The sequence below is a fragment of the Sphingobium sp. genome, from assembly GCF_041987595.1.
In the GTDB taxonomy this organism is placed as follows: Bacteria; Pseudomonadota; Alphaproteobacteria; order Sphingomonadales; family Sphingomonadaceae; genus Sphingobium.
The window spans coordinates 17,270-41,004 of sequence record NZ_JBHIWJ010000017.1 but is presented as its reverse complement, the minus strand read 5'-3'; the positions used below and the strand labels follow the sequence as shown (position 1 = coordinate 41,004).

20 protein-coding genes are annotated in these 23,735 nt (G+C 63.4%); 5 read left to right on the top strand and 15 right to left on the bottom strand.

Going from position 1 to position 23,735, the window contains the following annotated elements; all coding sequences use genetic code 11:
* Positions 1-124: 124 nt before the first annotated feature.
* From rodA to ACFC3J_RS06720, 5 genes are read right to left on the bottom strand one after another with little or no spacing between them, the layout of a single operon-like run.
* Positions 125-1,237, bottom strand: coding sequence for a rod shape-determining protein RodA (gene rodA, locus ACFC3J_RS06740; RefSeq protein WP_375195433.1), 1,113 nt, complete (start codon positions 1,235-1,237; stop codon positions 125-127).
* Entirely contained in the window at positions 1,234-3,318 is a 2,085-nt protein-coding gene (gene mrdA, locus ACFC3J_RS06735) for a penicillin-binding protein 2 (RefSeq protein WP_375195432.1), read from the bottom strand. The genes rodA and mrdA overlap by 4 nt, the downstream gene beginning before the upstream one ends.
* Positions 3,315-3,842, bottom strand: a complete 528-nt coding sequence (mreD, locus tag ACFC3J_RS06730; protein WP_375195431.1) for a rod shape-determining protein MreD — start codon at positions 3,840-3,842, stop codon at positions 3,315-3,317. The genes mrdA and mreD overlap by 4 nt, the downstream gene beginning before the upstream one ends.
* Positions 3,839-4,765 carry a rod shape-determining protein MreC gene (gene mreC, locus ACFC3J_RS06725; RefSeq protein WP_375195430.1) on the bottom strand — a complete coding sequence of 309 codons (927 nt, stop codon included), beginning with the start codon at positions 4,763-4,765 and terminating at the stop codon, positions 3,839-3,841. The genes mreD and mreC overlap by 4 nt, the downstream gene beginning before the upstream one ends.
* A 15-nt stretch (positions 4,766-4,780) precedes the next feature.
* The gene (locus tag ACFC3J_RS06720; protein WP_007685698.1) at positions 4,781-5,827 is read right to left on the bottom strand and encodes a rod shape-determining protein; all 1,047 of its coding nucleotides are present in this window, start codon (positions 5,825-5,827) and stop codon (positions 4,781-4,783) included.
* A gap of 158 nt (positions 5,828-5,985) precedes the next feature.
* Here ACFC3J_RS06720 and mutL point away from each other — a divergent pair, with 158 nt between their 5' ends.
* Both mutL and ACFC3J_RS06710 read left to right on the top strand, forming a co-directional pair.
* Entirely contained in the window at positions 5,986-7,764 is a 1,779-nt protein-coding gene (gene mutL / locus ACFC3J_RS06715) for a DNA mismatch repair endonuclease MutL (RefSeq protein WP_375195429.1), read from the top strand.
* Between the two features lie 13 nt (positions 7,765-7,777).
* Positions 7,778-8,311, top strand: coding sequence for a hypothetical protein (locus ACFC3J_RS06710; protein WP_375195428.1), 534 nt, complete (start codon positions 7,778-7,780; stop codon positions 8,309-8,311).
* Here the strand turns inward: ACFC3J_RS06710 and ACFC3J_RS06705 are convergent.
* The 10 genes from ACFC3J_RS06705 to ACFC3J_RS06660 all read right to left on the bottom strand — a co-directional run bounded on the left by ACFC3J_RS06705 (position 8,292) and on the right by ACFC3J_RS06660 (position 17,643).
* On the bottom strand, positions 8,292-8,756 hold the full coding sequence (locus tag ACFC3J_RS06705; RefSeq protein WP_375195427.1) for a MaoC family dehydratase: 465 nt from the start codon (positions 8,754-8,756) through the stop codon (positions 8,292-8,294). The genes ACFC3J_RS06710 and ACFC3J_RS06705 overlap by 20 nt on opposite strands.
* An 86-nt stretch (positions 8,757-8,842) precedes the next feature.
* Positions 8,843-10,108: an ectonucleotide pyrophosphatase/phosphodiesterase gene (locus ACFC3J_RS06700; protein ID WP_375195426.1), complete on the bottom strand. Its 1,266-nt coding sequence runs from the start codon at positions 10,106-10,108 to the stop codon at positions 8,843-8,845.
* A 35-nt stretch (positions 10,109-10,143) separates the two neighbouring features.
* Positions 10,144-10,701, bottom strand: coding sequence for a DNA-deoxyinosine glycosylase (locus ACFC3J_RS06695; protein ID WP_375195425.1), 558 nt, complete (start codon positions 10,699-10,701; stop codon positions 10,144-10,146).
* Between the two features lie 37 nt (positions 10,702-10,738).
* On the bottom strand, positions 10,739-11,839 hold the full coding sequence (gene ychF, locus ACFC3J_RS06690) for a redox-regulated ATPase YchF (RefSeq protein WP_375195424.1): 1,101 nt from the start codon (positions 11,837-11,839) through the stop codon (positions 10,739-10,741).
* Positions 11,840-11,904: 65 nt separating this feature from the next.
* Entirely contained in the window at positions 11,905-12,594 is a 690-nt protein-coding gene (locus ACFC3J_RS06685; RefSeq protein WP_375195423.1) for a DUF2490 domain-containing protein, read from the bottom strand.
* A 93-nt stretch (positions 12,595-12,687) separates the two neighbouring features.
* The gene (locus ACFC3J_RS06680; protein WP_375195422.1) at positions 12,688-14,316 is read right to left on the bottom strand and encodes an alpha-D-glucose phosphate-specific phosphoglucomutase; all 1,629 of its coding nucleotides are present in this window, start codon (positions 14,314-14,316) and stop codon (positions 12,688-12,690) included.
* 144 nt (positions 14,317-14,460) lie between these two features.
* A complete protein-coding gene (pth, locus tag ACFC3J_RS06675) occupies positions 14,461-15,030 on the bottom strand; it encodes an aminoacyl-tRNA hydrolase (RefSeq protein ID WP_375195421.1) in 570 nt (189 codons plus the stop codon).
* Between the two features lie 89 nt (positions 15,031-15,119).
* Positions 15,120-15,734, bottom strand: coding sequence for a 50S ribosomal protein L25/general stress protein Ctc (locus tag ACFC3J_RS06670; protein ID WP_192666951.1), 615 nt, complete (start codon positions 15,732-15,734; stop codon positions 15,120-15,122).
* A gap of 107 nt (positions 15,735-15,841) precedes the next feature.
* Positions 15,842-16,726 (bottom strand): TraB/GumN family protein, encoded by an 885-nt coding sequence (locus ACFC3J_RS06665; protein ID WP_375195420.1) that lies wholly within the window; start codon positions 16,724-16,726, stop codon positions 15,842-15,844.
* A 2-nt stretch (positions 16,727-16,728) separates the two neighbouring features.
* Complete coding sequence (locus ACFC3J_RS06660; protein ID WP_375195419.1) at positions 16,729-17,643, bottom strand: TraB/GumN family protein; 915 nt, start codon at positions 17,641-17,643, stop codon at positions 16,729-16,731.
* A gap of 160 nt (positions 17,644-17,803) precedes the next feature.
* On the opposite strand from ACFC3J_RS06660, the gene ACFC3J_RS06655 reads away from it, so the two are divergent.
* The 3 genes from ACFC3J_RS06655 to ppdK all read left to right on the top strand — a co-directional run bounded on the left by ACFC3J_RS06655 (position 17,804) and on the right by ppdK (position 23,725).
* Positions 17,804-18,676, top strand: a complete 873-nt coding sequence (locus ACFC3J_RS06655; RefSeq protein WP_375195418.1) for a glycine--tRNA ligase subunit alpha — start codon at positions 17,804-17,806, stop codon at positions 18,674-18,676.
* On the top strand, positions 18,676-20,877 hold the full coding sequence (gene glyS, locus ACFC3J_RS06650) for a glycine--tRNA ligase subunit beta (protein WP_375195451.1): 2,202 nt from the start codon (positions 18,676-18,678) through the stop codon (positions 20,875-20,877). Before ACFC3J_RS06655 ends, glyS begins: the two co-directional genes overlap by 1 nt.
* Positions 20,878-21,022: 145 nt before the next feature.
* Positions 21,023-23,725 carry a pyruvate, phosphate dikinase gene (ppdK, locus tag ACFC3J_RS06645; protein WP_375195417.1) on the top strand — a complete coding sequence of 901 codons (2,703 nt, stop codon included), beginning with the start codon at positions 21,023-21,025 and terminating at the stop codon, positions 23,723-23,725.
* Positions 23,726-23,735 lie beyond the last annotated feature (10 nt).

Here is a 23,735-nt window from a genome sequence, read left to right as displayed (position 1 = left end):
ACACCTGCTTTCGGCTAGTCCCGGACGGGCCGTCGCCTTGGCGTGGGCGGGCTGTTAGCAGTCACATGGGACTTTGCAAACACTAAATCGCGTCGTGGCCCAAAAATTTGTGCGGGGCCGGGATTTATCCCCAGTTCCCCGGACGGCTGCGGCGCCGACCCGACCGTTCGATGGCCATGATGATACCCACGCAGAGCATGACGGTCAGCATCGACGAACCCCCATAGGACATGAAGGGCAGCGGGATGCCGACCACGGGTGCCAGCCCCATGACCATCATCAGGTTGATCGCGACATAGAAAAAGATGGTCGTCGTCAGACCGGCCGCCACCAGCCGCGCATATTTGTCCTGCGCGCGCAGCGACACGCCGATGCCCCACCGGAACAGCAGCATGAAGGCGCCGATCAGCAGCACGCCGCCCAGCAGCCCCCATTCCTCCGCCATGGTGGCGAAGACGAAGTCGGTATGGCCTTCGGGCAGATAGTCGAGATGGCTCTGCGTGCCTTTCAGGAAACCCTTGCCAAAGATGCCGCCCGAACCGATGGCGATCTTCGACTGGCTGATATGATAGCCCGCCCCCAGCGGATCGCTTTCCGGATCCATGAAGATCAGCACGCGGTTCTTCTGATAGTCGTGCAGGAAACTGAAGGCGATAGGAACGATTGCAGCCAGGGTCAGCCCTGATCCGACAAATAGCCGCAAGGGCAATCCGGCGAGGAACATGACTGTCACTCCGCCCGCCGCGATCATGGTCGCAGTGCCAAGGTCGGGCTGCACCAGAACCAGTGCCCAAGGCACGCCGATCAGCACAAGCGCGGGCCAGATCGCGTTCCAGCGCCTGATTTCGCCGACCGGCAGCAGCGCATAGAAACGCGCTACGGCCAACACGATAATCGGCTTCATGAATTCGGATGGCTGCAACTGCATGAAGCCCAGATTGATCCAGCGCTGGCTGCCGCCCGCGACGCCGCCGATCAACTCGACCAGCAGCAAAGCCACCAGCACGAAACCATAGGCGGGAAAGGCGAAGCGCGCGAAAGTCGCCAGCGGTACGCGGCTGAGTAGCAGCGCCATTCCGGAAAAGATGACGAAGCGCACGCCCTGATTGATTGCCCAGGGAGTGATGCTCCCTCCCGCGGCGCTGTAGAGTACCAGCGTGCCGAAACCGGCGATGGCCAGCAATATGCCGAGCACCCGCCAGGGCAATTGGGTCAGGGGTTCCGGAACGATGCTCATTGTGCCGTCCCTGCGCCGGGGCCGGGCGGTGGTGGGGCATCGTCATCGTCGGCCGGCGGCGGTGTGGAAGGCGGCGCGGCGGCCGTCGCCGCGTTGCCAGGCTCGGCCGAATTGGCGGCGTTGGCCGCTTCGGGCGGCGGTGCCTCTCCCTTTTCAATCGCCTTGGCCAGCCGATAGGCCGCCATCTGCCGTGCCATGCGTTCGGCCGGAGGACCGCCCCATTCCTTTTCCAGCGTCTCCAGCTTTTCCATCGCCTTGGCCGGGTCGAACAGGTAGGTCATGGTGTCCGCCGCGATCATCGGCGCGTCTTCATTGCGGTTGATATGGCCGCCATGTTCGATGATGCAGGCAATGGCATAGCGTGGATTGTCGAACGGTGCGAAGCCATGAAACAGCGCGTGGTCGCGCAGCTTGAAAGGAAGGGATGCGTTGCTGCGTACCCCGCCGCCGCGTTCGGCCATTGTGATGCGGCGCACCTGAGCTGTGCCGGTCTTGCCCGCCATCATCACGCCGGGCACCGTCATGCGTGCCGCGCCGCCCGTGCCGCCGCCGTTCACGACCGCGCTCATCGCGTCGCGGATCGTTACCAGATGCTCCTCATTCACGCCTACGGGAGCGGGCGCGGGCCGCCCCGCGCCGAAGATGAAGTTCGGCATCAACTGCCTGCCTGTCGCCAGCCGCGACGCCATCACCGCCATCTGGAGCGGATTGATCAGCATATAGCCCTGTCCGATGGTCGCGTTGACCGTGTCGTAGACCTGCCATTTCTGATTGTATTTTTTCAGCTTCCACGCTGGATCGGGCACTGTGCCATAGCTCTGGCTGGGGAAGGGCAGGGCGAATTTCTGTCCCATGCCTACCCGTCGGGCCATGCTGGCGATCCGGTCCATGCCGATGCGCTGCGCCATCTGGTAGAAATAGATGTCGCAACTCTGCGCAATGGCGCCGCGCATGTTGAGCGAGCCATGGCCACGCCTCTTGTGACAGTGGAACAGCGTGTTGCCGACCCGAATGGCGCCGGGGCAGTTCACCGTGTCCATCGGCGAAATCCCGGCCTCCAATAGCGCCAGCGCCACCATCGGCTTCACCGTGGAGCCGGGGGGATAAAGTCCCTGCAAGGTCTTGTTGCGCAGGGGCACATGATCGTCTTTAGACAGCATGTCCCATTCCATATGGCTGATGCCGTCGGAAAAGCTGTTGGGATCGAAACTGGGCATCGACGCCATGGCCAGCACGTCGCCATTATGGCAGTCGATCACCACCACCGATCCGCTCTGGGTCGCAAGGCGCCGTCCCGCATATTCCTGCAACCCGGCATCGATGGTCAGCTTGATCGGATTGCCGGGCGTATCGGGCCGTGTCGTCAGTTCGCGCACGATCTTGCCCCGCGCGGTCACTTCCACTCGCTTGGCGCCGGGCTTTCCGGTCAGTGCCTTGTCGAAGGATCGCTCCAGCCCATCCTTGCCGACCTTGAACCCCGGCGTGATCAGCAGCGGGTCCTTGCGCTCCTCATAATCCTTGGCCGACGCCGCGCCGACATAGCCCAGCAGATGGCCGACCGTAGCGCCGCCGGGATAGTTGCGCGAAAAGCCCTGGCTTGGCGCCACCCCCGGCAGGTCGGGCAGGCGCACGGAAACGGCGGCAAACTGGTCGTAGGTCAGCTTTTCCGCCACCTGCACCGGCCGGAAACCGGCGGATTTGTTCAGTTCCTCCTTGATCCGTTCGACCTCGTCATCGGTCAGCGAGAGCAGATGCGCCAGATTGCGGATCGTGCCTTCCGGATCGGTCACGCGCTCGGGGATCAGGTCGACGCGGAAATCAGTGCGGTTGTTCGCGAGCGGCCGCCCGTTACGGTCGATGATCCATCCGCGTCGCGGCGGAATGAGCGTCAGGTTGACCCGGTTGCTCTCCGACAGCAGATTATATTTCTCGTTCTCCGCCACGCTGATCCAGCCCATGCGGGCCACCAACAGCGTGCCGATGCCCGCCTGCAATCCGCCGACCACCATCGCGCGCCGCGTAAAGGTGAAGGACAGGGAGGCTTCGGTAACGGTCTTTTTCTTGAGGAAAGGCAGCTTCATGCCATCACGCGCCAGCGGTCGATCCGGGCGCATTGCCGGACGACAAAGGGAAAGAGCAGGATCGTCCAGAGCATCTGCGGCACAACCAGCAACGGCTTGATATTTCCTCCGCCGGTGATGTGCGCAAAGAACACCCCTCCGGCGATGCAGAAGATAATCGCAGCCGTGGCGATTAACCAGTCCTGCCGATAGCTGCGCCAGACCATTCGGTGTTCGATCGCGTCGATGGCGATCAGGGTGACGGTCCACAGGAAAACGGCGGAACCGATGGGCTGCCCGCTTGCGATATCATCGAACAGGCCGAGCGGCACGCCGATCCAGGCCCGCCACAATTCGGGCCGCAGCAGCCGCCACGACAGCAGCAGCAGCAGTCCGAAGGTCGGCATGACCGGGGACTGGGCGATCACCGGCAGGGCGGTGACCATCGAGCCCAGCATGACGGTAATCATGGGTGTTCCCGCCAGCCGGAATCGCGACGGCTGACGGCCGAGGCGGGGCACGTGCTGAAGGTGCGGATCGATCATGGGCCGGGCGAGTGGACAGCGTTGGCGGCCGCTTCGGGGTCGATTGGCGGCGACGAGGCGGTGGGGTCGGGCCGCGTCACCACTTCCTCGAAGGAACGCTCGACCACCACCGCATCGACTTTGGACGGATTGGCGAGCGGCACGCCATAAGCGATCTCGCCCTCGGTCCGCACGATCACCGCGACCGGGATGTTGGGCTGGTAAATGCCGCCAATGCCGGACGTCACCAACAGGTCGCCGGGCTTGAAGGGATTACGTCCCGCCGCTAGCGCACGAATCTCCAGCGTTCCGTCGCCAAGCCCGGTGGAAATGGCAGGCACGCTGTCATTGGCGCGTCGCACCGGCACGATATTGCTGGTGTCGGTCAGCAACAGCACTTCGGCGGTGTTAGGCGTCGTCGTGTGGATGCGCCCGATCAGGCCCTCCGGCGCGCGCACCGGCATGCCGGGCCGCACCCCCTGCCAGTTTCCCGCGTTCAGCCGCGCCAGCCGCCGCGTGCTGGTGGACGAGGAAGCGATCAGCCGCGCCGTCAGCAACTGGCTGCCGTCATCCTCTACCAGCTTCAACAGTTTCTTGAGGCGCAGATTTTCCTGCGCCACCGCCTTGGCCTCGATAATGCGGTTGCGGTCGACCTCCACCTGGCGGCGCAGCGCAATATTCTGCGAGCCTGCACGCCAATAGCTGGCAAGCACCTCGTCGACGGAACTGACCCCGCTTACCATATTCTTGAGGCCGACCGACGCCGGGCGGGTGATCTCCGCCGTCGCGATGCGGATCGCGGCGAAACCTGTCGGATCGAATATGGCGACAACCACCAGAAGCAGGCCGACGGCGGCGCCCGTCATCGCCACGACATAGCTGGCGAAGAGGCTATATTGCGCCTTCCGGTTGTGCCCGGGGCGTCGGCTGGGCGGCCGCGCCATCAACCTATCCCCTTTTTACGCGGTCTGGAGAACGCCCCGGAAGATCGGATCTTCCATCGCGCGGCCGGTGCCGATCGCAACGCAGGTCAGCGGATCTTCGGCGATGGTTACGGGCAGGCCGGTTTCGTCGCGCAATTCGTCGTCCAGGCCCTTCAGCAGCGCTCCGCCGCCGGTCAGCACGATGCCCTGATCGACAATATCGGCGGCAAGTTCAGGTGCCGTGTTTTCCAGTGCAATGCGCACGCCCTCGACGATGGTGCTGATCGGTTCGGCCAGCGCGTCGGCGATCTGGCCCTGATTGATAGAGATTTCCTTGGGAACCCCGTTCACCAGGTCGCGGCCCTTGATGTGGATTGTCTCGCCCACGCCATCTTCGGGCGGCTGGGCGACGCCAAACTGCTTCTTGATCCGCTCGGCGGTCGCTTCACCGATGAGCAGGTTGTGATGGCGGCGCACGAAGGAGACGATAGCTTCGTCCATCTTGTCCCCGCCGACGCGGACGGAGGTCGTGTAGGCCAGGCCGCGCAGCGACAGCACCGCCACTTCGGTTGTGCCACCGCCAATATCGACCACCATCGAACCGATCGGTTCGGTCACCGGCATGTCGGCGCCAATTGCGGCGGCCATGGGTTCCTCAATCAGGAAGACCTGAGAAGCGCCCGCATTGCTCGCCGCATCGCGAATCGCGCGCCGTTCCACGCTGGTCGAGCCGGACGGCACGCAGATCACGATTTCAGGAAAGCGCCAGGGGCGCGACTTGCCGCCATGCACCTTGGTGATGAAATGCTTGATCATCTGCTCCGCGACGTCGATGTCGGCGATCACGCCGTCTCGCAGCGGCCGGATCGCCTCGATCGAATCGGGGGTCTTGCCCATCATCAGCTTCGCATCGTCGCCGACCGCCTTCACGCGCTTCACGCCGTTCAGCGTTTCGACTGCCACCACCGACGGTTCGTTGAGCACGATGCCGCGCCCGCGCACATAGACCACGGTGTTTGCCGTGCCGAGGTCGATGGCCATGTCCTGAGACGAAAGTTTGAAGAGTCGCGAGAAGATCGACATGCCTGTTCCTGTTCAGCCCACCCCCCGGCGAAGCGAACCGGGACAGTCGGAAAGTTCGCCCCACGTTCCACCCGCCCCGCAGGTAACCAATTTTGGCGACCAAATTTTCTGGGGCTTGCGTCTCGCGGAAAGCGCTCGCTTGGGCTAGTCACTAATCAATGTCAATACGCCGCCTGCCCGAACATCTGGTCAATCGCATCGCCGCGGGCGAAGTGGTCGAAAGGCCCGCCAGCGCGCTCAAGGAAATCGTTGAAAATGCGCTGGATGCGGGATCGCGGCGCATTTCGATCCGCATCTCCAATGGCGGGCTTGACCGGATCGAGGTCAGCGACGACGGCTGCGGCATGGAATCGGGGGAGATCGCGCTGGCGCTTGAACGCCATGCCACGTCCAAACTGCCCGACGATGCGATCGAGAATGTCGCGACTCTGGGGTTTCGGGGGGAGGCGCTGCCCTCTATCGCCAGTGTCGCCCGGCTTTCGATCGACAGCAGGCCGCAGGGCAGGGACGGCTGGAACCGCACCGTCGACAATGGCGTGGTGGTGGCCGAAGGCCCCGCCGCCCTGCCGCCCGGCACCCGCGTCACTGTCGAACAGCTTTTCGCGCGCGTGCCTGCGCGCCGCAAATTCCTGCGGTCGCCCAAGACGGAATATGCCGCCTGCCTCGACGTCATCCGGCGGCTTGCCATGGCGCATCCCTCGGTCGCGTTCAGCATGGAGCATGACGGCCGCCGGGTGCTGGGCGTGCAGGGCGACGAAGCGCGGGAGGACCGCGTCGCCGCGCTGACCGACAGGGCGCTGGCGGACAATCATGTCATCGTCGCGCTGGAGCGGGAAGGGGTTCGCCTGTCCGGCGTCGCCTCGATCCCGACCTATAATCGGGGGGTAGGCGACCATCAGTTCCTGTTTGTCAACGGCCGTCCGGTGCGCGACCGCCTGCTGGTCGGCGCGGTCAGGGGCGCCTACGCCGACATGCTGGCACGGGACCGGCATCCGGTCGTCGCCCTGTTCCTTGACGTTCCGCCGCTGGAGGTCGACGTCAACGTCCACCCGGCCAAGACCGAAGTGCGGTTCCGCGATCCCGCACTGGTCCGCGGCATGATCGTCTCGGGCCTGCGCCGCGCGCTCGATGCGGAGGGATTCCGCGCCGTCCAGCATGCCGATCCGGCGGCTTTCTCGGCATGGAAGCCCGAACCCGTTTCCCCCACGCCGATCAGCGCCATGCCGATCTTCGAAGCGGCAGGCGCGCCCGCGCCTATGCCGAGCTATGCGGTGGCCGACCGCCGCCCCGGTTTCCTCGCGCCCCCGCCGCAGGCCCGCGCCGAACCGGCCGCCGCGCCCGCACCCGAAGGTACCAGCTTCCCTCTGGGTGTGGCGCGAGGGCAAGTTGCGCGAACCTATATCGTCGCTGAAGCCGAGGATGGCCTCGTCATCGTCGACCAGCACGCGGCGCATGAACGTCTGACCCTGGAACGCATGCGCCGCGCCATGGACGGGCAGGGGATTGCCTCTCAGGCGCTTTTGTTGCCCGAAGTGGTGGAACTGGACGAACCGGCCTGCGACCGCCTTGAAGCGCGGATCGAAGAACTCAAGGATTTCGGGCTGGAAATGGAGCGTTTCGGCCCGGCCGCGATGCTGGTCCGCTCCACGCCCGCGATGCTGGGGCAGGGCGATGTGCAGGGACTGGTGTCGGATCTCGCCGATGATCTCGCCGCCTATGACAGCGCCCAGTCGCTCAAGGAACGGCTCGATCTGGTCGCGGCGACCATGGCCTGTCACGGCTCGGTCCGTGCGGGAAGGGTGTTGAGCGTTGCCGAGATGAACGCTCTGTTGCGCGAAATGGAAATTACCCCCCGCAGCGGCCAGTGCAATCACGGCCGCCCTACCTGGGTGAAATTAGATCACGCTTCGATCGAAAAGCTCTTCGGCCGGAAATAGAGAGGAAATGAGGATGAAGCGGCTGCTGCTCCTGCTGGCGCTCTGCCCGATGTCTGCCCATGCCTCTCCCCATCACTGCGCCAGTCCCACGCCACTTGCGGAGCCGTGGACGAGCTGGACGCAAAGTGGGTCAGCCATCGCGGGCGCGACGGTCTCTACGGCGCCGCGCCTGATCCTCGGCAAGCCCGTCACTGCGACCCTGCGGCCTGCCGTGCAAGTCCAGTATGTCTTGGCTCCGCGCAAAAATGCGCCGAAAAGCCGTGGCGGACTCTTCATCCTCGCCGTCAAGGATGCGGCCCGCATCGGCATAGCCCTGTCGGAAGCGGCGTGGATCGACGCCGCCATGGGAAAAACAGCCCTCCCGTCAGTGGACCATGGCCATGGCCCCGCCTGTTCGGGGATTCGCAAAATCGTCTGGTTCGATCTGGCACCGGGCCTTCACACCATCCAGATCGCCAGCGCAACGCAATCGACGATCCGCATCATGGCCGCCGACGCCCGCGCCAATCAGCCGAAAGCGGAAAGCGTCAGGCCGGACGGGTTCTGAACATCGCAATCGGCTTCATCGTCAGCACCGGCTCGTCGCGCTGATTGAAGATCGTCACCTGCGTCCGGACGATGCCCATTTCCGGACGGCTTTTCGAAGCCTTCTTGTCCACCACCTCCGACCGCCCGCGCAGCGTGTCGCCCGGACGCACCGGCTGGAGCCAGCGCAATTCGTCGACGCCCAGTGCGCCCAGACTGGCTGCCTGCACGCCGGGATGCTCCTGCCAGGCCGCGACCATCATCTTCATCGACAGCGCCGTGGTGTGCCACCCGCTGGAGGCAAGGCTGCCGAAATGCGTCTGCGCCGCTGCTTCGTCGGAGAGGTGAAAGGGCTGCGGGTCGAATTCGCGCGCAAAGTCGATAATCTCGTCGCGGCTGACGGTCAGCGGCCCGAATTCGCTGCTGGCGCCGATGGCCACATCCTCAAAATAGACGATTTCGCTCATGTTCAACCCGTTTCCTTTAGCAACGGGTGAGAGGTAGGCACGCCTTACGTTTACGTCAATCATTAGTTGACGAGAACGTAAAGCCGCTATTTCCGGACAAGCCCCTCCAGCGCCTTCGGATCGCCGTCGCCTGCCGCTGCCGCTACCCCCAGCAACCGCGCAAGCAGGGGGTAGACATCGACATTGGCAAAGTCCGTCGGCGGCCGGAATCGCGGATCGAACGCCGGGCCATGGGCGATGAACAGCGCCTGCATTTCGGGCGAGCGATTGTCCCAGCCATGATCGCCCCCGGCAAAGGGCTTGGCGGGGGCGCTCGGCTGGATGAGCCAACCGGTTTCGGCCAAGCAGAAATAGGGCGGTATCCGCCGGTGCGTGCCATAATGAAAGCGCGCCGGAATGGTGCCCTTGCGCCAGCATTGCATGTGCGGTCGAGGCTTCAGGATGCTCGCTTCCAGCGCGGCCTCATGCCCCCGCAGGGCAGTCAGGCTGGCATAAGGCCCGCTTTCGACGATCCGATAATCGGCCGGGTTGGCGACCTGATCCAAGGGCACGACCCGTTCGCTGGATTTCGCAGCCATCCCATGATCGGATATGATGACGAGATTGGCGGGCTGCCTCAAAGCATTCAGCCCTTCCACCAGCATGCCGATCTGTCCGTCGACCTCGCTGACGGCTTTCGCCGTCTCCGCTGCATCCGGGCCGTATTCATGCCCGGCCGTATCAACCGCGTTGAAATAGAGGGTCAGGAAATGCGGCCGGATATTCGCGGGACGGCGGAGCAGGTCCAATATGCCGTTCACTCGCTGCACGCCCGAAATCTCTTGGTTGAACTGCGCCCAGTCGCTCGGCCGCGTGCCGCCGACGAGCCTGTATGGCCAGTCCTTCTGCACATTTCCGCCCCAGGCGACGTTCGATCCGGGCCAGAACATCGTTGCCGTTCGCATACCGGCTTTCTCCGCAGTCACCCAGATCGGTTCGGCCTCGTTCCACCAATAGGGATCGTCGCTCGCCATGGTGAACTTTTCGCCGGGGCGCGACGCATCCTCCATGTTATTGGCGACGATGCCGCTGCGGTCGGGCCGCTTGCCGGTGACTATCGCCCAATGGTTGGGAAAGGTCTTGGTCGGGAAGGACGGCTGCATGGGCGCTTCGATGCCGTCCCGCGCAAGCGCATTCAGATTCGGGGTCACGCCGCGTTTCAGATAGTCCGGGCGGAAGCCGTCGATGGAAATGAGGATGGTGACGGCCTGCCGCTGTTCGATTGCTGCGACGGCAGCAGGCCTTTGGCCGGCCTGCGCGCAGCCTGACAGAACGGCGATCGACAAGGCAAAGAACAGGCAGCGCAGATACATGAGCGACTCTGAATATTCATGGCGTGCCCATTCGCTTAACAGGGCGATTGCGACGGTAAAGTGACATAGGCGGTCAGCGCCATCCACGCCGCGCGTTTGTCCTCCCGCGACATGCTGGCGAATGCGCCGCTGGAGGAGGGGAGGTTGATCAGCCTGAGGCCTGGCCGCTCCCCGATCTGCCGCCGCCCATGCAGCGCCGCCGTCCTGCCGTTGAAGGCGACCGCTTCCAGCTTCGGCAAGCGCGCCACGAAGGCGCCGAGATCGCGCAATTCCGCGCCGCGTATGGCGCTGTCCAGACTCCCTTCGCGATCCGCGCTCTCGATCACATCCCAAAGGCCCACGCCCCGCGCACGCAACCGCTTCAGCCGCATCGCATAGGGCCGTCCGCGCAGGTCTTCGCCCAGCACCTCGCCCATCAGCGCCCAGAAGGCGTTGCCGCGATGGGCGTAATATTCGCCCTGTTTGATCGAGGCGTCGCCGGGCAGGCTGCCGAGGATCAGCAACCTTGTTCCTTCATCGACACTGGGCGGAAAGGCCGCCTTGCGCCGGACGGGCGTGATCTCACGGTGAATGAATTCGGGCGTTTTTGCCATCTGGCTCAGGCCGGTTTGGGGCGAATGGCAAAATCACCTAGACGTTGAAGCGGAACAGCATGATGTCGCCATCCTGCGTCACATAATCCTTGCCTTCGGACCTCCACTTGCCCGCTTCCTTGGCCCCGGCCTCGCCATTGAACTGGACATAATCGGCATAGGCCATGGTCTCGGCCCGGATGAATCCCTTTTCAAAATCGGTATGGATCGCGCCAGCGGCCTGCGGCGCCTTCGACCCCTTCGTCACAGTCCAGGCGCGGGCTTCCTTTGGCCCGACGGTGAAGAAGGTGATGAGACCCAGCAGTTCATAACCCGCCCGGATGATCCGCGCGAGGCCGGCTTCCGTCAGCCCCAGCGCCTCCAGATATTCGGCCCGCTCCTCGACCGGCATGGTGACGAGTTCCGCCTCGATCGCGGCTGATACGATCACCGCCTTGGCATTTTCCGCCGCGGCCTTCTCGAATACTCGCGCCGAATGGGCGTTGCCCGTCGCGGCGCTCTCTTCCTCGACATTGCAGACATAGAGGACGGGCTTGGCCGTCAGCAGCTGGGCCTGTCCGAAGAGGCGCTCTTCCTCCACATCCCTGGGGACGGTGAGGCGGGCCGGCTTGCCGTCGCGCAACAGGTCGAGAGCCTGCCCCAGCACCGATGCGGCGGCCTTGGCCTCCTTGTCGCCCTGCGCCGCCTTCTTGGCAAGGTTGGGCACGCGCTTCTCCAGCGATTCAAGATCGGCGAGCATCAATTCCGTCTCGACCGTCTCGGCGTCGGCGATGGGGTCGACCTTGCCCTCGACATGGGTGATGTCGCCATCCTCGAAACAGCGCAGCACATGGACGATGGCGTCGGTCTCGCGAATATTGGCCAGGAACTGGTTACCCAGGCCCTCGCCCTTCGACGCGCCGCGCACCAGCCCGGCAATGTCGACGAAGGAAAGCTGGGTTTCGATGATCTTGGCGCTGCCGCCGATCTTCGCGATCGTCTGCAACCGATCGTCAGGCACGGCGACGCGGCCCTCATTCGGCTCGATGGTGCAGAAGGGATAGTTCGCCGCCTGCGCCGCCTGCGTCTCGGTCAGCGCATTGAACAGGGTGGACTTGCCCACATTGGGAAGCCCGACGATACCGCAACGAAAACCCATGGAACTGCCTTCACGTCAGAATGAATGGCCGCGCCGATAGCCTTTTCCGCGCGCAAAGGCCAGCCTCAGTGGCGGAAGAACAAAGTGATCGATGCGACATGGTTGACGCGGCTGTTTCCGGCCCGCTGGTTGATATATTGGTTAAGGTAGCCGATCTCCGCCGTTGAGGCGCCGCCCAACCCCAGCTCAGCGCCGATAAAGCTGCGCAACTGGTCGAAGCCGCCCTTCGCGCCCCAATCGGTGCTGTTCAGCGCCACGAAGCCCTCGCCATAGATCAGCGCGTTCACGGCATTGCTGCCGGGCTTCAGCGGCTTTTCGTAACGCAGCATCTCGCGCAGCCGCCATCCCATATCCTCGCCGTCGGACCGCCAGCGCTGTTCCAGCCGCGTGCGCGACGATAATTCTCCGGCCCATGGCTTGCCGATGGTCCAACTCACCTGTTGGAAACTGCGCTCCTCATTCACGTCCCTGCCGCCGTCGACAGGCAGGACGACATGGGCATATCCCTGATAGACGGTAAGACTGGGCGACAGCTTCCATCCCACGGCGCCCCGCAACAGCAACTGGTCGAGCCGCGACACGCCATCGCCGACACGCGGCTGGATTTCCGCGAAATAGACGAGCTTGCCGGAAAGCGACCCCATGGCGGTGAGATTGACCCACAGCTGCTCATCCTCGCTGGTCCGGGCCTGAACCTGACCGGCAAGACCCAGAACAGCAGCGCAAAGGAAAAGGGCACGAAACAGACGGCGCATTCTGGAGCCTCGAAGAAAAGGGAGAGTTTCCCATTCTTTAGGATGCTGCATGTTTCCGACAGATTTCCCAAGCGTAAGCGTTGGTAGCCGGCATCAGGTGATGACGCTCGGCCTGTCCATGCCGGTAAAGCCGGAAAGATCGGCCACCTCCTGCGCGGCGCTGACCAGCGGCGCCAGTGCGTCGCCGGTTTGCAGGTTAACGGCACCATCCACGCCGACATAGCGCTCGATATAGACGCGCAGGGTCGCGCCTTCGGTTCCGGTGCCGGACAGCCGGAACACGATCCGCGATCCATCCTCGAACAGGATGCGCACGCCCTGGTTGCGGCTGACGGACTGGTCGGTTGGATCGGTATAGGCGAAATCGTCGGCGCTCCTGATCGTCCCGCCGCTGTTCGACGTGCCGGGCAGCGTCGCCAGCCTGCCCCGCAGCGCCGCCATCAACGCGTCAGCCCTGTCCTTGGCGATGGCTTCATAATCATGCCGGGCATAATAGTTCCGGCCATAGGTCGCCCAATGGTCCGCCATGATGTGCGCCACGCTCTGACGCCGGGCCGCAAGGATGTTGAGCCAGAGCAGAACGGCCCAGATGCCGTCCTTCTCGCGTACATGGTCGGATCCGGTGCCCGCGCTCTCCTCGCCGCAGATGGTCGCCATCCCCGCGTCGAGCAGGTTGCCGAAGAATTTCCATCCCGTCGGCGTTTCGTAAAGCGGGATGCCCAGCCTTTCGGCCACGCGATCGGCCGCGCCGCTGGTCGGCATCGACCGGGCAATGCCTTTCAGGCCCCTGGCATAGCCGGGCGCCAGATGCGCATTGGCCGCCAGCACGGCCAGCGAGTCCGACGGCGTGACATAGCAATGCCGCCCGATGATGAGGTTCCGGTCCCCATCGCCATCCGAAGCCGCGCCGAAATCGGGCGCATCGGCGGCCATCATCCGGTCGTAAAGCTCTTTCGCATGGACCAGATTGGGGTCGGGATGGTGATGGCCGAAATCGGGCAGGGGGGTGCCGTTGCGAACCGTGCCCGCAGGCGCGCCCAGTCGCCGTTCGAAAATCTCGACCGCATAGGGGCCGGTCACGGCGCTCATGGAATCGAAGGACAGGGCGAAGCCGTTGGCGATCATGGCCCTGATGCCCGCAAAGTCGAACAGCGTCTCCATGAGATCGGCGTAAGCCGCCACCGGATCGACAACCTCGACCGTCATTTCGCCAAGCTGGCTGGTTCCGGGCGTGTCGATGTCGACGTCGCCCGCTTCCAGGATGCGATAGCTGTCGATCGTCAGCGTCCGGGCGTGGATGGCGTCGGTCACCTTCTCCGGCGCGGGACCGCCATTGGACACATTATATTTGATGCCGAAATCCTCATCCGGCCCGCCCGGATTATGGCTGGCCGACAGCACCAGCCCGCCAAAGGCGCCGAAGGAACGGATGAGATGCGATGCCGCCGGCGTGGACAAAATCCCGCCCCTGCCCACCAACACCCGGCCAAAGCCGTTGGCGGCGGCCATTTTCAGCACGATCTGGATGACCTCCCGGTTGAGGTAGCGCCCGTCGCCGCCGACCACCAGTGTCTGACCCGCAAAGCCCTCCAGACTGTCAAAAACCGACTGGACGAAATTTTCCGCATAATGGGGTTGCTGGAAAATGCGGACCTTCTTGCGCAGGCCGGACGTGCCCGGCTTCTGATCGTCGAAAGGCTGCGTCGAGACGGTCTGTATCACCCGGGTCCCCTTGGAAAAATTGGAAAAGTCAGCCTACTCTATGGCCCGGCAATGCGACAGTCCGCAATCGGCCTTGCCCATTTCATCGCGAGGGCAGGGCGGACGAACGCGCAACCTTCTTCTGTCCTGTTTCGCTGCCGGCTCTCAGTCTGCCAGCCGCAGAGCCACTTCGTTCATGAAGCGCGCATCGTCGCCCTTGGCCAGCCATTCCGCCTCGGCGCCGATCGCGCCCAGCATGTCCGACAGGGCGTCGGTTTCGCTCTTGTGATAATTGCCCAGCACATAGCCATGAACCCGGTCCTTGTGCCCCGGATGGCCGATGCCGATCCTGACGCGGCGGAAATCCGCGCCGATGTGCGCATCGGTGGAGCGCAGGCCATTATGCCCGGCATTGCCGCCGCCGCGCTTCACCTTCACCTTCATTGGCGCAAGGTCCAGCTCGTCATGAAAGACGGTCACATCTTCCGGCGTGAGCTTGTAGAAGCGCATCGCTTCACCCACCGAGCGGCCGCTTTCGTTCATGAAGGTCGCGGGCTTGATCAGGATGATCTTCTCCGGCCCGATCCGTCCTTCCTGCACCCAGCCCTGAAACTGTTTCTTCGGCGGCGAGAAGCGATGGATGTCCGCGATGACGTCCACAGCCATGAAGCCGACATTATGCCGGTTCATCGCATATTGGGTGCCCGGATTGCCAAGGCCCACCCAGATCTGCATCGCGTGTCATCTCCAAAGAAAAATCCCGCCCGCCGGGTAGGCGAGCGGGATCGGAATTTCCAGTCCATAAGGACTTGCCGATGAGAGGCTTAGGCGCCTTCGGCCGGGGTTTCGTTGTCGCCTTCGGCGCTCTTCAGAGCCGAGGGGGCAACGATGGTCGCGACGGTGAAGTCGGTCTCGTCATGGGCAGCCTTGGCGCCCTTGGGCAGCTTCACGGCGCCGATGTGGATCGATTCGCCGACATCGAGGCCGGTCAGATCGACCACGACATCGTCGGGGATTTCGGCCGCATCGACGATCAGTTCGATCTCGTGCGCGACGATGTTCAACACGCCGCCCTTCTTCAGGCCCGGCGAAGCGTCTTCATTCTTGAAGATCACCGGAACATTGACGTGGACGGTGGCATGTTCCGAAACGCGCAGGAAGTCGGCGTGCAGCGGACGGTCGGTCACGGGATGGAAGGCGACATCCTTGGGCAGGGTGCGCACGGCCTTGCCGTTCACCTCGACCATGACGACCGAATTGAAGAAGTGGCCGGTGCCGAGCAGCTTGTTGAGGAGCTTTTCCTCGACGTGGATCGACTGGGGTTCTTCATTGTTACCATAGATGACGGCGGGTACGCGGCCCTCACGGCGGAGGGCGCGGGAGGCTCCCTTGCCTGCCCGATCGCGTGCCTCTGCCGACAGCGTAAGCTGCTCGCTCATTGCGTGTCTCCAAAAGCAAATTGATGTAAGCGCCCGCCACGCCTCCAGGGATGACCATCGCGGGACCGCGGCCCAATAGCAGAAAGAGGCGGGAAAGCAAGGGCCGCTTACTGGATGCGCGTCACCTTATAGCCTTTGGCCCGCAGCAGCTCGACCAGATTACCCTTGCCGGTCAGATGCCCGGCGCCAACGGCGATGAAAGGACGCCCCCTGAGCGCTTCGACCGACTTCACCCAATCCCGGTTGCGGTCGATCAGAACGGCCCGCTCGACCACAGGATCCGGCACCTCGCTCAACTGATCTTCCCGCGCGAGGGTGGCGATGTCGCCCTTGATCCACGCGCCAAGGATGCGGTCGTAAAGCGCGCGTATATCCTGCGCCTCATGCACCATATCGATCAGCAGCCGCTGCTGCGCGCTTTCTGGCAATGTGTCGAAGGCGCGAAACTGCCGCTCCACCGTTTCCAGTCCGCCAATCGGCTTGTCAGAGCGCCTGAATGCCGCGATCAGCACAGGTTCGACACCATGGTCCTGGCTGACTTGCAGTGCCTGCTGTGCGGCAGCCGAAAGCAGCATCGCCGCGGCCCAGCTTTCATAGCCGGAGAGAGCCTGCGTGCTGGTGCCGCCATCGGCGGCGATCCTGTCGAGCGCGGCCCGATCCTTTGCGGGAAGGCGCGCCTCCAGCGGCGGCAAGCCGGGACTTCGCCCCATCTTCTCGAACAATGCCAACGTCCGCGCCTGATCCTGAATTTCCGCGGATTCCAGCACCAGTTGATCTGCTTTTCCGATAGCGTCGCCGATTGATGGCGTTTGCCACCGCACATTTTGCGGCAGAACATGGATGGTGCCGAACAGCCAGCCGTCTATGCCCTTGCCCGCAACATGCCAAAGGGCAGGGCCGCCGCCCGGAGGAGCAGCAGGGGGCGGATCCCCGCAGGCTGCGACCCAAAGAAAAGCGGCCAGCCCGGCCCAGCGCGCCAGAAGGCGGATCATCCCTATTGCTTCACCCGTGCCGAAGAGATGCCCATCGTCTTCAACTGCGCCTGCACGCTGCCCTTGCCGGACAGATGACCAGCGCCGACGGCGATGAACACGGTCCCCGGGCGAGTTAGTCGTTGCTTGATCCATTGGGCCCAGCGCGCGTTCCGCTGGATGAGGAGAACCTCCGCCAGTTCCGGCGTCGCCTCCAGCGATTCGTTCATCTCGGCGGCAAGCTTTTCCGGCTCGCCGTTTTGCCAGTGCTGGACCAACCGGGCAAATTCGCGGTCCATGTCGGGAAGCCCGTCCACAGTCGCATTGAGGAACTTCACCTGCTGCTCCATGGGCAGGCCAGCGAAGTAGCCAAGCTGCTCGTCGATGGTTTCCAGTGCATCGATTTTCTTGCCCGACCTCCTGGCCGTCGCCGTCAGCAGCTTTTCCGCCCCCAGTTCCGACTTGTAGCCCAGTTTTTCGAGCGGCTGCACCGAAAGCGCCATGCCCGCCATCCACGGATTGAACAATTCGAAGGCTTGCCAGGGCAGGCCGTTGGCAGACATGGCTGCCTGATATCTTGTCCGCTCCTGGCTTCCCAGCCGGGCGGACAGCTTCACGCCATCGCGCGCCAGCGCCTTGCCCGCCATGGTGGCGGCCAGAGCCTGCTGATCATCGGGTTCCACAATCTCCAGAACCAACTCGCCGGAACGATCGAATGCCGATCTGACGCCGTCCTTGAACCAGTCCAGTCCCGGCTTCATCACATGAACCGTGCCGAACAGATAAATGGTGGTGTCGGCGTCCTTCACGGCCCAGAGCGCGGGCGTCACATAGGTCGATCGGGCGGCCGGTTCGCGCGCGGAGGCGGGATGCTCTTGCGAACAGGCGCCCAGCAACAGCAAACCGGCTGCCAGCCAACGGAAAGAGGGCCATTTCATGCGGTCTTCGGATCCATTTCTGCACTATTTGCCCATCCATGCGTCCCGCAACGCAACAGGGCAAGCGGATTTAGCCTTCCTCCCGCCCTCTTTTCCTTGACCCTGCGGCCTTGCTGCGCCAAGGCGCGCCGCAATTGAACCGTCATCCAAGGGACCGTCCGTGGCGACAAGCAAAGTGCTCTCCTTTCAGGATCTGATCCTGACCTTGCACGCTTATTGGGGTAAGCAGGGCTGCGTCATCCTGCAACCCTATGACATGGAAGTCGGAGCTGGAACTTTCCACCCGGCCACGACCCTGCGCAGCCTTGGTCCGAATGTCTGGAACGCCGCCTATGTGCAGCCCAGCCGCCGCCCGACCGATGGCCGCTATGGCGAAAACCCCAATCGGCTCCAGCATTATTACCAGTATCAGGTCATCATGAAGCCGTCCCCGGCGAACCTCCAGGAACTGTATCTGGGATCGCTGGCCGAAATCGGCATCGATCCGCTGGTCCATGACATCCGCTTTGTCGAGGATGACTGGGAAAGCCCGACGCTCGGCGCATGGGGCCTGGGCTGGGAAGTCTGGTGCGACGGCATGGAGGTCACCCAGTTTACCTATTTCCAGCAGATGGGCGGCTTCGATTGCAAGCCTGTCGCGGGTGAGTTGACCTACGGCCTCGAGCGCCTCGCCATGTATATTCAGGGCGTCGACAGTGTCTATGACCTGAAGTTCAACGATGCAGGCGTCACCTATGGCGACGTGTTCCTCGCCAATGAGCAGCAGATGTCGAAATGGAATTTCGAGATCGCTGACACGGAGAAGCTGTTCCGCTGGTTCAGGGATGCCGAAGCCGAATGCAAGGCGTCGCTGGAGGCGGGGGTTCCGCTCGCCGCCTACGATCAGGCGATCAAGGCGAGCCATGTCTTTAACCTGCTTCAGGCGCGCGGCGTCATCTCGGTGCAGGAACGCGCGAGCTATATCGGCCGCGTGCGCGACCTCGCCAAGGGGGCCTGCGAGAAGTGGATGGAAGTGAACGGGTGGGCTGCGTGATGACCGATTTCCTGCTCGAACTGCGCTGCGAGGAAATCCCGGCGCGCATGCAATTGAAGGCGTCGGAAGAGCTTGCCCGCCTCTTCACCGAGGAAGTGGCGAAGGCTGGCCTGAAGCCCGAAAGCATCGACAGCTTCGTCACGCCCCGCCGTCTGGCGCTGATCGCGCGGGGGCTGCCGCAGGAAACCGCTGCCGTGAGCGAGGAGTTCAAAGGTCCGCGCACCTCGGCTCCGGCTCAGGCGCTTGAAGGCTTCCTCCGCAAGACCGGACTGACGCAGGATCAACTCGAAGACCGCGATGGCGTCTGGTTCGCCGTGGTCAACAAGCCCGGCCGTGCGACCGTCGAAGTGCTGGCTGAATCCGTGCCTGCAGTCATCCGGGCCTTCCCCTGGCCGAAATCCATGCGCTGGGGCGCCGCATCGCAGACCACGGAAAGCCTGCGCTGGGTACGTCCGCTGCAAGGGATCGTCGCGATCCTAGGCGATGAACTGGTCGACATCGAGATGGAGGGCGTCAGGTCGGCCTATGCCACGCTCGGCCACCGCTTCCACCATCCCGGCGAGATCACGATCGGCAGCGCCCACGACTATGTCGAAAAGCTGCGCGCCTGCCATGTGATCGTCAGCCATCAGGAACGTCAGTCGATCATCGAGGCGAAGGCCGCGGAGGCAGCTTCCGCTCATGGCTACACGGTGATCGAGGACAAGGGCCTTGTTGCGGAAAATGCGGGACTGACCGAATGGCCGGTGCCGTTGCTGGGCGATTTTGACCCGGCCTTTCTGGAGGTTCCACCAGAAGTCATCCAGCTGACCCTCCGTATCAACCAGAAATATTTCGTTCTGCGCGATGCTGCCGGCAAGCTGGCCCCGGCCTTCATCTGCACCGCCAATATCGAGGCGAAGGATGGGGGTGCGGCGATCGTCGCAGGCAACCGCAAGGTTCTTGCTGCGCGCCTGTCGGATGCCCGTTTCTTCTGGGAGCAGGATCGCAAGACCAAGCTGGAAGATCACGCCAGAAAGCTCGAGCGCATTACCTTCCACGAAAAGCTCGGCACAGTGGCCGACAAGGTCGAGCGTGTCGCCAAGCTGGCCCGATGGCTGGTGGAAAAGGGGATCGTCAAGGGCGCGGACGCCGAGCAGGCCGAACAGGCCGCGCATCTTGCCAAGGCTGACCTCGTCACCGAAATGGTCGGCGAGTTCCCTGAGCTTCAGGGTGTCATGGGCGGCTATTATGCTCGCGCCGAAAGCTTGCCCGATGCGGTCGCAGACGCCATTCGCGACCACTATAAGCCGATTGGGCAGGGCGATGACGTCCCCAGCGCGCCGACGACGATCGCGGTTTCGTTAGCCGACAAGCTGGATACGCTGGTCGCCTTTTTCGCTGCCGGCATGTTCCCTACTGGATCGAAGGACCCCTTCGCGCTGCGCCGCTCGGCGCTTGCGATCCTCAGTCTGCTGACCGAAAACGCTCTGCGTATCCCGCTGGCATCCGCCATCTCCTACAGCTTCGACCTCATCCGCCGCTCCTTTCTCAATGCGCAATTGATGACTGAACTGTCTAAGCTGCGCGGACAGGATATTGCCGGCAATCAGGAGCATCTGGATCGGTTGATGTCGAGCATCGTGGCCGGCTTCAATCCGGATCGGGCCTGGACGGATGTGGAGCGGCAGGCCGCGACCTCGCTGGTTGGCGAACTGCTGGACTTCTTTGCAGATCGCCTGAAGGTGCAGCAGCGCGAGGCGGGCGTCCGCCATGATCTGATCGATGCGGTGTTCGCGCTGGGGGGCGAGGACGATCTGGTCCGCCTGCTGGCCCGCGTGACCGCGCTTCAATCGCTGGTCGCTACCGATGACGGCACGAATTTGCTCGCGGGCTACAAGCGCGCCGCGAACATCCTGAAAAAGGAAGGTGTCGAGACAGCGGAAGCGGTCACGCTCAGCTATGCGCCGGAGCAGGCGGAAGCGGGCCTGATCGCGGCGCTTGATATTGCCGAACCGCGAGCCAATGCTGCCGTCGCGGCTGAGGATTTTGAAGGCGCCATGGCCGCACTTGCAACATTGCGGGCGCCGATCGACGCCTTTTTCGAGACCGTGACCGTCAACGACGCCGATAAGGACAAGCGAGCGATGCGGCTTGCGCTGCTGGCGCGCGTTCGCGAGGCGGTCCACGCGGTCGCCGATTTTTCCAAAATCACGGGTTAATACCGAAAGATATCCGGCCCACCGGGAAAATCAGTGAAATAAGAGAGCAATCATCGTAAAAGCGGGTGCGTCTGTCGCCTGCTTGTTGTTTAAGTTTTGTTGCATCGCACAAATACACGGCAATCAGTGCAGGAGAGCCGCGATTATGTTGACAATGGAAGAGGCCAGCATGAGCACGACCGCTAACCGTTATGTTTATCGTTTCGGCGGCGGCGTCGATGATGGCGGCAAGGGTGACAAGAATCTCCTGGGCGGCAAGGGCGCTAATCTGGACGGCATGGCCGCCATCGGCCTGCCTGTGCCTCCTGGCTTCACCATCACGACCGAGATGTGCACCCGCTATTATACCGATGGCGGCGTCTATCCTGAAAGCCTGAAGGCGGAAGTCGCCAGCGGCATCGCCCATATCGAGGGCGTGACCGGCAAGAAGTTTGGCGACAAGGGCGATCCGCTGCTGGTGTCCGTCCGCTCCGGTGCCCGCATTTCGATGCCCGGCATGATGGACACGGTGTTGAACCTCGGTTTGAACGACGAAACCGTGCTGGGCCTTGCGGCTGCGTCGGGCGACGAGCGTTTCGCCTGGGACAGCTATCGTCGCTTCATCCAGATGTACTCCGACGTCGTGCTTGAACTCGACCATGGCGCCTTCGAGGAGGCTCTTGAAATCGCCAAGGAGGATCAGGGCTACACGCTGGACACGGAAATGACCGCCGAGGACTGGAAGGCGCTCGTTACCGAATATAAGGCTCTCGTTTCAAAGCTGTGGAACAAACCTTTCCCGCAGGATGTGAACGATCAGCTATGGGGCGCGATCAGCGCGGTGTTCGGGTCATGGCAGGCTGACCGCGCCAAGGTATACCGCCGCCTGAACTCGATTCCGCATGACTGGGGCACCGCCGTCAACGTGCAGGCGATGGTGTTTGGCAATATGGGTGACACTTCGGCCACCGGCGTTGCGTTCACCCGCGATCCCGCAACGGGCGAGAATGCCTATTACGGCGAATATCTCATCAACGCGCAGGGCGAGGACGTGGTGGCGGGCATCCGCACGCCGCAGTACCTCACCCGGCAGGCGCGCGAGCGGGCTGGGGCCAAGCCGCTGTCGATGGAAGAGGCCATGCCGGAAACCTATGCCGAACTGGCGCGGGTGTTCGAGATCCTCGAAAAGCATTATCGCGACATGCAGGACATCGAGTTTACGGTGCAGCAGGGCAAGCTCTGGATGCTCCAGACCCGCTCGGGCAAGCGCACGGCCAAGGCCGCGCTCAAGATCGCGGTCGACATGGCGAACGAGGGCCTGATCTCGGAAGAGGAAGCTGTCGCCCGCGTCGACCCCGCCGCGCTCGATCAGCTCCTCCATCCGACGCTTGATCCAAAGGCGCCCCGCGATGTGCTCACAAAGGGCCTGCCCGCCTCGCCGGGCGCGGCTTCGGGCGCCATCGTGTTCGACGCCGACACTGCGGAGCGCCGCAATGAGCTGGGCGATTCGGTCATCCTCGTCCGCGTCGAAACCTCGCCGGAGGACATTCACGGCATGCATGCGGCGAAGGGCATCCTGACTGCGCGCGGCGGCATGACCAGCCACGCGGCCGTGGTGGCCCGCGGCATGGGGCGTCCCTGTGTTTCCGGTGCGGGTAGCCTGTCGATCGACAACGCCGCCAGGACGCTGCGCATCGAAGGCCGCACGCTCAAGGAAGGCGACATCCTCACCATCGACGGTTCGACCGGCGAGGTGATGGCGGGCGAAGTCCCGACCGTGCAGCCTGAACTCGCAGGCGACTTCGGCGTGCTGATGGGCTGGGCCGACAAGGTTCGTCGCCTCAAGGTCCGCGCGAACGCCGAAACCCCGCTGGACTGTCAGACCGCCCGCGATTTTGGCGCGGAAGGGGTTGGCCTGTGTCGAACCGAGCATATGTTCTTCGACGCCGCCCGCATCACCGCCGTCCGCGAAATGATTCTGGCTGACAGCGAAAAGGGTCGCCGCACGGCGCTCGACAAGCTGCTGCCCGAGCAACGCGACGATTTCGCGCAGATTTTCATGGTGATGGCGGGGCTGCCCGTCACCATCCGTTTGCTCGATCCGCCGCTGCACGAATTCCTGCCCCATGGCGAAGCGGAGTTTGAAGAAGTAGCCAAGGCGGCTGGCGTTGGCGTGGACGCGCTCAAGCGCCGCGCCGCCGAACTGCACGAATTCAATCCGATGCTTGGCCATCGCGGCTGTCGCCTCGGCGTCACTTACCCCGAAATCTACGAGATGCAGGCCCGTGCCATCTTTGAAGCCGCGCTGATCGTCAAACAGCGTAGCGGTGAAGCGCCGATTCCCGAGATCATGATCCCGCTCGTTGCGACGAAGAAGGAGCTGGAATTGATGAAGGCGATCGTCGATCAGGTCGCGCAGGAAGTGTTCGCGGAGCAGGGCGCTTCGGTAGACTATCTCGTCGGCACCATGATCGAACTGCCCCGCGCTGCGCTGAAGGCAGGCGAGATCGCGGAAGTGGGCGAGTTCTTCTCCTTCGGCACCAATGACCTCACGCAAACCACCATCGGCATCAGCCGTGACGATGCCGGTCGCTTCCTGACACAATATGTCGACAAGGGCATCTTCGCCCGCGATCCGTTCGTCAGCATCGATGTGGAAGGCGTTGGCCAGCTGATCGAACTGGCCGCCGAACGTGGGCGCGCGACCCGGGAAGGCATAAAGCTCGGCATCTGCGGCGAGCATGGCGGCGATCCTGCCTCCATCGCCTTCTGCGAAAAGACCGGTCTCGATTATGTGTCGGCATCTCCCTATCGCGTGCCGATCGCCCGCCTCGCCGCTGCGCAGGCCGCGCTGGCGAGCAGGAAATAAGAGGAAAGGG